This window comes from Citrobacter sp. Cpo071, from assembly GCF_030332765.1.
GTDB lineage: Bacteria > Pseudomonadota > Gammaproteobacteria > Enterobacterales > Enterobacteriaceae > Citrobacter > Citrobacter portucalensis.
Genome location: NZ_JAOWHE010000086.1, coordinates 124,565 through 132,977 on the forward strand (window position 1 = coordinate 124,565; position 8,413 = coordinate 132,977).

11 protein-coding genes are annotated in these 8,413 nt (G+C 49.0%); 10 read left to right on the forward strand and 1 reads right to left on the reverse strand.

The features are described 5' to 3' along the window. Positions 1 to 6: 6 nt before the first annotated feature. From OGY09_RS22895 to OGY09_RS22920, 6 genes are all read left to right on the forward strand, one after another. Positions 7 to 414 carry a mannose/fructose/sorbose PTS transporter subunit IIA gene (locus tag OGY09_RS22895; protein WP_003031647.1) on the forward strand — a complete coding sequence of 136 codons (408 nt, stop codon included), beginning with the start codon at positions 7 to 9 and terminating at the stop codon, positions 412 to 414. Next, a complete protein-coding gene (locus tag OGY09_RS22900; RefSeq protein WP_032942075.1) occupies positions 414 to 908 on the forward strand; it encodes a PTS sugar transporter subunit IIB in 495 nt (164 codons plus the stop codon). Before OGY09_RS22895 ends, OGY09_RS22900 begins: the two co-directional genes overlap by 1 nt. Before the next feature lie 65 nt (positions 909 to 973). Continuing rightward, complete coding sequence (locus OGY09_RS22905; RefSeq protein ID WP_032942073.1) at positions 974 to 1,771, forward strand: PTS mannose/fructose/sorbose transporter subunit IIC; 798 nt, start codon at positions 974 to 976, stop codon at positions 1,769 to 1,771. An 11-nt stretch (positions 1,772 to 1,782) separates the two neighbouring features. Next, positions 1,783 to 2,607 carry a PTS system mannose/fructose/sorbose family transporter subunit IID gene (locus OGY09_RS22910; RefSeq protein WP_003031641.1) on the forward strand — a complete coding sequence of 275 codons (825 nt, stop codon included), beginning with the start codon at positions 1,783 to 1,785 and terminating at the stop codon, positions 2,605 to 2,607. Between the two features lie 68 nt (positions 2,608 to 2,675). After that, positions 2,676 to 3,899 carry an L-sorbose 1-phosphate reductase gene (gene sorE, locus OGY09_RS22915; RefSeq protein ID WP_032942071.1) on the forward strand — a complete coding sequence of 408 codons (1,224 nt, stop codon included), beginning with the start codon at positions 2,676 to 2,678 and terminating at the stop codon, positions 3,897 to 3,899. A gap of 1 nt (position 3,900) precedes the next feature. Further along, positions 3,901 to 4,713 carry a shikimate 5-dehydrogenase gene (locus tag OGY09_RS22920; protein ID WP_032942070.1) on the forward strand — a complete coding sequence of 271 codons (813 nt, stop codon included), beginning with the start codon at positions 3,901 to 3,903 and terminating at the stop codon, positions 4,711 to 4,713. Positions 4,714 to 4,762: 49 nt separating this feature from the next. Here OGY09_RS22920 and OGY09_RS22925 read toward each other — a convergent pair whose 3' ends face one another. Beyond that, entirely contained in the window at positions 4,763 to 5,119 is a 357-nt protein-coding gene (locus OGY09_RS22925; RefSeq protein WP_032942069.1) for a hypothetical protein, read from the reverse strand. 141 nt (positions 5,120 to 5,260) lie between these two features. On the opposite strand from OGY09_RS22925, the gene OGY09_RS22930 reads away from it, so the two are divergent. The 4 genes from OGY09_RS22930 (at position 5,261) to OGY09_RS22945 (ending at position 8,397) form a co-directional block, all read left to right on the forward strand. Next, entirely contained in the window at positions 5,261 to 5,422 is a 162-nt protein-coding gene (locus OGY09_RS22930; RefSeq protein WP_003841416.1) for a phage protein, read from the forward strand. Between the two features lie 417 nt (positions 5,423 to 5,839). Beyond that, entirely contained in the window at positions 5,840 to 6,592 is a 753-nt protein-coding gene (locus OGY09_RS22935) for a hypothetical protein (protein ID WP_032942067.1), read from the forward strand. A gap of 280 nt (positions 6,593 to 6,872) precedes the next feature. Then, positions 6,873 to 7,211 (forward strand): hypothetical protein, encoded by a 339-nt coding sequence (locus OGY09_RS22940; RefSeq protein WP_275399223.1) that lies wholly within the window; start codon positions 6,873 to 6,875, stop codon positions 7,209 to 7,211. 74 nt (positions 7,212 to 7,285) lie between these two features. After that, positions 7,286 to 8,397, forward strand: a protein-coding gene (locus tag OGY09_RS22945; RefSeq protein WP_115642877.1) for an IS3 family transposase whose coding sequence is annotated in 2 segments (ribosomal slippage) — positions 7,286 to 7,547 and positions 7,547 to 8,397 — 1,113 coding nt in all. Because the reading frame shifts where the segments join, the coding sequence is not laid out codon by codon here. Positions 8,398 to 8,413: the final 16 nt, after the last annotated feature.

An 8,413-nucleotide genomic window follows, 5' to 3' on the forward strand; every position in this document is an offset into this window, starting at 1 on the left:
GGTTTTATGGTCAATGCAATCTTCTGTGCTCACGGCAAACTGGCCTGCGCCATGCTGGAATCGGTACAGATGGTCTACGGTGATGCCAACGTTGAAGCCGTGGCATTTGTTCCCGGAGAGAACGCCAGCGACATTGTGGAAAAGCTAAAAAAGTTAGTAAGCATTCACACTGGAGATGAATGGCTGATTGCCGTCGATTTACAGTGTGGCAGTCCCTGGAATGCTGCCGCGACGCTGGCGATGCACAATCCGGCGATACGGGTCATTAGCGGGTTATCACTGCCGTTGGCGCTGGAACTGGTAGACAACCAAAGCAGTATGAATGTGGATGAACTGTGCGAACACCTGACGACCATTGCTCAACAAACCTGTGTCGTCTGGAAGCATCTGGAAACGGCCGAAGAGGATTTCTGATGAACATTACCCTTGCTCGTATTGATGACCGCCTGATCCACGGTCAGGTCACCACCGTCTGGTCGAAGGTGGCGAATGCCCAACGGATTATTATCTGTAATGACGACGTTTATAACGATGAAGTACGTCGCACATTATTACGTCAGGCCGCCCCACCGGGAATGAAAGTGAACGTCGTTAATATCGAAAAGGCGGTCGCTGTTTACCATAACCCGCAATATCAGAGCGAAACCGTTTTTTATCTATTTACCCGCCCACAGGATGCATTAGCAATGGTAAAACAAGGGGTAAAAATTGCCACGTTAAATATTGGCGGCATGGCCTGGAGACCAGGTAAAAAACAATTAACCAAAGCCGTTTCTTTAGACAGCGACGACATTAATGCGTTTCGTGAGTTAGATAAACTGGGTGTTACGCTGGATTTACGCGTTGTCGCATCCGATCCATCTATTAATATTCTCGAAAAAATAGAAGAACAATCGTTCGCTGAATAAATAAAAATGCCTGTGTACTTATGCTTTAACAGGCAGGGATGATCACATTCACAAGGTGACATATTATGGAAATAAGTACCCTACAAATTATCGCCATATTCCTATTTTCCTGTATTGCCGGAATAGGCAGCGTGCTGGATGAGTTCCAGACCCACCGTCCGCTAATTGCTTGTACCGTTATCGGCCTGATCCTCGGTGATTTAAAAACCGGGATTATGCTCGGCGGCACACTGGAGTTAATCGCCCTTGGCTGGATGAACGTCGGCGCAGCGCAGTCTCCCGATTCGGCGCTCGCCAGTATTATCTCCGCCATTCTGGTTATCGTCGGTCAGCAAAGCATTGCTACCGGTATCGCCATCGCCCTGCCGGTGGCGGCGGCAGGTCAGGTGCTGACGGTATTCGCCCGTACCATCACCGTGGTGTTCCAGCACGCGGCGGATAAAGCAGCCGAAGACGCCCGCTTTCGCACCATCGACATGCTGCACGTTTCCGCTCTCGGCGTACAGGCGCTGCGCGTTGCCATCCCTGCATTAATCGTCTCGCTGTTTGTCAGCGCCGATATGGTCAGCAATATGCTCAACGCCATTCCGGAATTCGTCACCCGCGGATTGCAGATTGCCGGTGGCTTTATCGTGGTGGTCGGCTACGCCATGGTGCTGCGCATGATGGGCGTGAAGTACCTGATGCCCTTCTTCTTCCTCGGGTTTATCGCTGGGGGTTATCTCGATTTGAGCCTGCTGGCTTTCGGTGGGGTTGGTGTGATTATCGCGCTGGTCTACATCCAGTTGAACCCACAGTGGCGTAAAGCCGAACCGCAGGTGCAACCCGCCTCTTCTCAAGCTCTCGATCAGCTTGATGACTAATGGAGCCAGCCATGGAACAGAAAAAACTGACCAAATCCGACCTGTTTAGCATGTTTGTTCGCTCCAACCTGCAACAGGCGTCATTTAACTTTGAACGCATTCATGGGCTGGGCTTTTGCTACGACATGATCCCTGCCATCAAGCGCCTGTATCCGCTGAAAGAGGACCAGGTTGCGGCACTCAAACGCCACCTGGTGTTTTTCAACACCACGCCTGCCGTGTGCGGCCCGGTGATTGGCGTGACCGCCGCGATGGAAGAAGCTCGTGCCAATGGTGCGGAAATTGACGACGGTGCCATCAACGGCATCAAAGTTGGGCTGATGGGCCCGCTGGCCGGTGTTGGCGACCCGTTGGTCTGGGGAACATTGCGCCCGATTACCGCCGCGCTCGGCGCATCGCTGGCGCTGTCCGGAAACATTCTCGGCCCACTATTGTTCTTCTTTATTTTCAATGCAGTACGTCTTGCCATGAAGTGGTACGGCTTACAGCTTGGCTTTCGTAAAGGGGTCAATATCGTCAGCGACATGGGCGGCAACCTGCTGCAGAAACTGACCGAAGGCGCATCGATTCTCGGCCTGTTTGTCATGGGGGTGTTGGTCACTAAATGGACCAGCATCAACGTGCCGCTGGTGGTATCGCAAACGCCTGGCGCAGACGGCACCACCGTCACCATGACCGTGCAGAACATTCTCGACCAACTCTGCCCCGGCCTGCTGGCGCTGGGTCTGACGCTGCTGATGGTGCGTCTGCTCAACAAGAAAATTAACCCGGTATGGCTGATCTTCGCCCTGTTTGCGCTGGGAATTATCGGTAACGCGCTGGGCTTCCTGTCCTGATTTTTTCGCCCCGGCGATGCCGGGGCTACTTCAACAAATAGTCCTCGAAAGAGGAAGAGGTGGTAACAATGCAAACAACAACAGCTTTACGCCTTTATGGTAAACGCGATCTGCGCCTGGAAACCTTCGATCTTCCTGAAATGCAGGACGATGAAATTCTGGCCTCAGTCGTAACCGACAGCCTGTGCCTTTCTTCCTGGAAAGAGGCTAACCAGGGCGAGAACCACAAAAAGGTGCCGGACGATGTGGCTACCAACCCGATCATCATCGGTCACGAGTTTTGCGGCGATATCATTGCCGTAGGCAAAAAATGGCAGCATAAGTTTCAGCCCGGCCAGCGCTATGTCATTCAGGCTAACCTGCAACTGCCGGATCGCCCGGACTGCCCCGGCTACTCCTTCCCGTGGGTAGGTGGTGAAGCCACGCACGTCATCATTCCAGATGAAGTCATGGAGCAGGACTGCCTGTTAGCCTACGAAGGTGAAACCTATTTTGAAGGCTCGTTGGTTGAGCCGCTGTCCTGCGTGATTGGCGCATTCAACGCCAACTATCACCTACAGGAAGGCACGTATAACCACAAGATGGGCATTCGTCCGCAGGGGCGTACACTGATACTCGGCGGCACCGGGCCGATGGGACTACTGGCGATCGACTACGCGCTGCATGGTCCGGTTAACCCGGCGCTGCTGGTGGTGACCGACACCAATAACGACAAGCTGAGCTACGCCCGCAAGCACTATCCATCAGAACCACAAACGTTGATCCATTATCTCCACGCCCAGGATGCAGGTTATGACACCTTGATGGCGTTGAGCGGCGGGCACGGGTTTGATGACATCTTTGTGTTTGTGCCCAACGAACAGTTGGTTACGCTGGCCTCTTCTTTGCTGGCTGCCGATGGTTGCATGAACTTCTTTGCCGGTCCGCAGGATAAGCAGTTTAGCGCGCCGATTAACTTCTACGACGTGCACTATGCCTTCACCCATTATGTTGGGACATCTGGCGGCAATACCGACGACATGCGCACGGCGGTAAAACTGATCGAAGAGAAGAAAGTTCAGGCGGCAAAAGTGGTGACGCACATTCTGGGATTGAATGCGGCAGGTGAAACAACGCTGGAACTGCCGCAGGTCGGTGGAGGTAAAAAACTGGTTTACACCGGAAAAGCATTGCCGTTAACTGCGCTCACCCAGATTGACGATCCGGCCTTGCGCGCTATCCTGGAGCGTCATCAGGGGATCTGGTCGCAGGAAGCCGAACAGTACATATTGTCTCACGCCGAGGAAATTTAACATGATTAACCGCGACACCCAGTTGTGTATGTCGCTTGCCGGTCGTCCCGGCAACTTTGGCACACGCTTTCATAACTATCTGTATGAAAAATTAGGGTTAAATTTTATCTACAAAGCCTTTACTACGCAGGATATTGAGGCCGCAGTCAAAGGCGTTCGCGCACTCGGGATTCGCGGCTGTGCGGTCTCTATGCCGTTTAAAGAGAGCTGCATGCCGTTTCTGGATGCCATCGATCCTTCCGCAAAAGTCATTGACTCCGTTAACACCATCGTCAATGACAACGGTACGCTGACAGGATTTAACACCGACTACATTGCGGTAAAAAGCCTGATTACCAGCCACCAGCTTGATAACCACGCACGCGTCATGATCCGCGGCAGCGGTGGAATGGGTAAAGCGGTCATTGCTGCATTTCGCGATGCCGGTTTTCGCGATGTGATCGTCGCCGCCCGTAACCGGGAGAGCGGTCCGGCGCTGGCAAAACAGTACGGTTTCCAGTGGCAACCGCAGCCGGAAGGGATTACCTGCGATATTCTGGTCAACGTGACGCCAGTCGGCATGGCTGGCGGTAAAGAGAGCGATGAACTGGCCTACAGCGAAGCAATGGTCGCTGCCGCCAGCGTGGTGTTTGACGTCGTCGCCCTGCCGCCGGAAACACCGGTAATCAAACTGGCACAGCAATTAGGTAAAAAGACCATCAGCGGTGCAGAGGTGATTGCCTTACAGGCCGTAGAGCAGTTCGCCATGTACACCGGCGTACGCCCGGATGACGCGCTAATCGCCGAAGCGGCAGAATTTGCGCGGGCGGGGTAAAGAAGCAGGAACAGAGCGCCAGGGGTGGGCGCTCTGTCTATTTTAGGTACTATGCAACAGCGAACAGTTGCTGGTCAGCTTTCGCTTCCAACTGCGCCAGCGCGGGAATCAATTGGCTGATGTTGACCAGACTGTGTCCTAACTGGCATATGCTCTCATACGCAAAATGTTCCTGACCTTCACCCCCCATGGTCAGCAGGCTTTCGCCCATAAAATTCAGCGTCTGGTACAACCCTGCCAGCGCCTCTTCACAGCCAAACGATAGCGCCAGATTTTCTTCGGTAGTGAGATGGCTACAATCAAGATGGCGGAACGCCTCGGCGAGTGAGAAATAAAGCAGATCGGCTTGCGGAATGGGAGAAGAAGACGCAAAACAGGCGTTAGTGGTACTATTAGCATCAGCCATAGCATTACCTCGTATAATGTTGTGGTAAGACGCCCTGATCGTGTTCCCGCACTTTCGGGGCGTTGTCATTTTTGGTGTGTGAGAGTAATGTGTCATCACACATACTCACACTACTCTTGTGTAATTAAGGTGTCAACACACATGAACGAAAGAAGAGGCAATCCCCCGTTTCAATTCCGTCTGGATCCGGAACTACGAAAAGCGATGGAAGAAGCACAACGGCAAGATGGCGATGAATCGTTGGCAGCCTGGATTAAACGTGTGATTAGAAAAGAGCTGAAACAGAAAGGAATTGAAGTGTAAAAGGCAGTACTTTATATCGCTTTTCTGAAGGTCTGTTTAGAGCGAGGAGAAGACATTCGCAGTATGATGAAGTTATTACTTAAAACGTGGCGTATTAAACAACAGGAAGCAGATCAGCACAGCTAGCTTTATTTTATAGCTTTGATGATAGCTATCAGTCTGAATTTCCTACTCATGCATTAGTCGATTACAGCCATTATATGGCTGAACATTGGGTTGCTGACAAAAAACTTGACAAAACTTAACATGCTTGTAATCATGCCTATGCCCATATAGCTCAAATTTGGTAGAGCGCCTTTAAATCTGCATCTATTGAGGTTTGAAGGAGGTTCCTGGTTCAATTCCAGGTATGGAAAAAATATTTTCTAAGTGTTTTTTCCATACTTGTGAGTCGTAAATTTCATCCTAAGGCGCGTTATGGATAGAGCCCAACAACTTATCGTGTTCCAATCCCAAACAAAGAACGTAAAAGAATTGGATCGCGCTTGGCGCATCGCTAAGATTAGTTTGAATCTTGCCTTAAAAAATGATCGAGATACTGAGGCAAGAATCCATACGAAAACTCTTTCGCTAATTTATTCTGCCTGGACTGAAGCGTTATTCTCAAAATTAATTCATACACCTTATGGTTTTGAATTAAGCGAAATAGAGGATATAAAAAACATAAAAGGAATGGAAGCTAAATGGCGTAGATGCTTAAAACTAGCTAAGGCTAAAGTTTTATCAGCACCAACATTCAATTCTGTTCAATTATCTTCTGCTGAGATTTATATTAAAGAATTAATCATTGACTATGTGAAAACGCCAAGCACACTCAGGAATAGAATTGCTCATGGGCAATGGGTTGTCGCTTTTCAAGGTGATAGTGTAACAGATATAAGTTCTGACTTGACGCTAGCCATTGAAGAGTTAAATGTCGTCGATCTAGATAATTTAAAAATGGGTTTTAAAGGGCTGGCTGATATTATAGAAGCTATGATTGAGTCACCAAACAATGCTTTTGTGAAAGACTATACTAAAGTTGAATCCGATTTAAAAAGTAACTTATCAAGACGTAGTGAATACACATTGGTAGGGCATATTCAGAGTTTAAAAGAGAAATATGCTTATCGACTTTTAAAACCGACACGGCTAGCAAATTGTATTTGTGCTATTCAAGATGATGGCTAATTTTATTTTTTTAATGTAGCGTGCTTTGTGTTGTGATGGCTCTTAATATTTAGAGCCATTCTATTCAATTCCTTATATAGCAAAATCCCTAAACCCCACCTCCTATCTCACAATTCCCTAACCCAAACCCCTAACTAGATTTTTCTTTCGCATTACGTAGATGTTCATTACGCCAGATGCCAAGAATTAAATTTTTTAAACAATTTATATAAGCAGCTTAACTTCCTGCAAAGCGAATTACTGTGGCACGCAATTATATTTTTCATTTGAGGAAAATATTGTGTTTAAATTAAATCCTGTGTTACTTAGCTTTGTAGCAGCGCAAGGTTCGATGTCCCCTATCTCATTGTCAAGACTGAAACCGGTTATTCCTGATTATGACTGGAGCATATTCGGAGCCAGGACAAATAGCATGAGTGGTATCACGAAAAATGTTTTACTTATTGGTGTCAGCAACGTCCGGTTTTGGCACTCAGCGGACAAGATAACTGAGCTTAAGGTCCGCTGTGAGCGAAAAGCAGATGTTCTCAGTTTTTCTAATGGTCGGGTGGTGTTATTACTAACTTTGCCGTTCATTAATAAAATGGGTGCAGATCAGGTGAGCCAGTCGCCACTGTAAGTATCCCGCATAATCGTGCCATTCACATTTAGAGATCCGCCGGCATAATCACTCTGCCAACAAAGGAGATCGCTATGCGTAAAGCCCGTTTTACTGAGCATCAGATCATTGCCGTAATTAAATCGGTTGAAGCCGGACGAACCGTTAAAGATGTCTGCCGGGAGGCCGGTATCTCTGAAGCCACCTACTACAACTGGAAGTCCAGATACGGCGGCATGGAGGCTTCTGATATTAAAAAGATCAAGGATATTGAGGACGAGAATCGGCGTCTCAAACAGATGTTTGCCGACCTGAGCCTTGAGAACCGGGCGCTGAAAGACGTTATCGAAAAAAAGCTTTAAAACCAGCCTTTAAGCGTGAGCTGGTCACTCATCTGATAACGACATTTGGACTCAGTATCCGTCAGGCCTGCCGGAGTCTGAACCTGAGCAGAACAGTTTACCATTACCGTCCGGATATCACGCGGGACGAACCCGTTATTGTCGCGTTGCAGGCAGTGGCAGAGCGATACCCACGGTATGGTTTTCCAAAACTTTTCCAGGTTCTGCGGCGGCAGGGATACCCGTGGAATCACAAAAGGATCCATCGTATTTATTGTCTGCTGAAGCTGAATTTTCGCCGTAAAGGCAAACAACGGTTGCCGGTGCGTAATCCCTCGCCACTGGCCACACCGGAAGCGCTGAACCAGAGCTGGTCTGTCGATTTTATGCATGATGCTCTGGTCTGTGGCCGTCGTTTTCGCACGTTCAATGTCGTTGATGACTTTAACCGTGAGGCATTGTCGATTGAAATCGATCTGAATCTGCCAGCTTTGCGCGTGGTCCGTGTACTCGACAGGATCGCGGCAAATCGCGGCTATCCGGTCATGCTACGCATGGATAATGGTCCGGAATTTATCTCACTTGCACTGGCTGAATGGGCAGAGCAACATGCAGTAAAACTGGAATTTATTCAGCCGGGTAAGCCGACGCAGAACGCTTTTATTGAGCGCTTTAACCGAACATACCGTACAGAAATACTCGATTTTTATCTGTTCAGAACGCTGAATGAAGTGCGGGAAATCACGGAAAGATGGGTGTCAGAATATAACTGTGAACGCCCGCATGAATCACTGAACAATATGACGCCGGAGGAATATCGGCAACACAATCATTTGGCCGGGGTCTCAAAAAATGCCTGGAACTAAAACGGGTCTATTTACA

Coding starts and splice junctions, on each gene's coding strand:
- sorE (WP_032942071.1), top strand. CDS start 2,676: ATGCAAACAACAACAGCTTTACGCCTTTATGGTAAACGCGATCTGCGC.
- OGY09_RS22895 (WP_003031647.1), top strand. CDS start 7: ATGGTCAATGCAATCTTCTGTGCTCACGGCAAACTGGCCTGCGCCATG.
- OGY09_RS22905 (WP_032942073.1), top strand. CDS start 974: ATGGAAATAAGTACCCTACAAATTATCGCCATATTCCTATTTTCCTGT.
- OGY09_RS22920 (WP_032942070.1), top strand. CDS start 3,901: ATGATTAACCGCGACACCCAGTTGTGTATGTCGCTTGCCGGTCGTCCC.
- OGY09_RS22925 (WP_032942069.1), bottom strand. CDS start 5,119: ATGGCTGATGCTAATAGTACCACTAACGCCTGTTTTGCGTCTTCTTCT.
- OGY09_RS22900 (WP_032942075.1), top strand. CDS start 414: ATGAACATTACCCTTGCTCGTATTGATGACCGCCTGATCCACGGTCAG.
- OGY09_RS22910 (WP_003031641.1), top strand. CDS start 1,783: ATGGAACAGAAAAAACTGACCAAATCCGACCTGTTTAGCATGTTTGTT.
- OGY09_RS22930 (WP_003841416.1), top strand. CDS start 5,261: ATGAACGAAAGAAGAGGCAATCCCCCGTTTCAATTCCGTCTGGATCCG.
- OGY09_RS22935 (WP_032942067.1), top strand. CDS start 5,840: ATGGATAGAGCCCAACAACTTATCGTGTTCCAATCCCAAACAAAGAAC.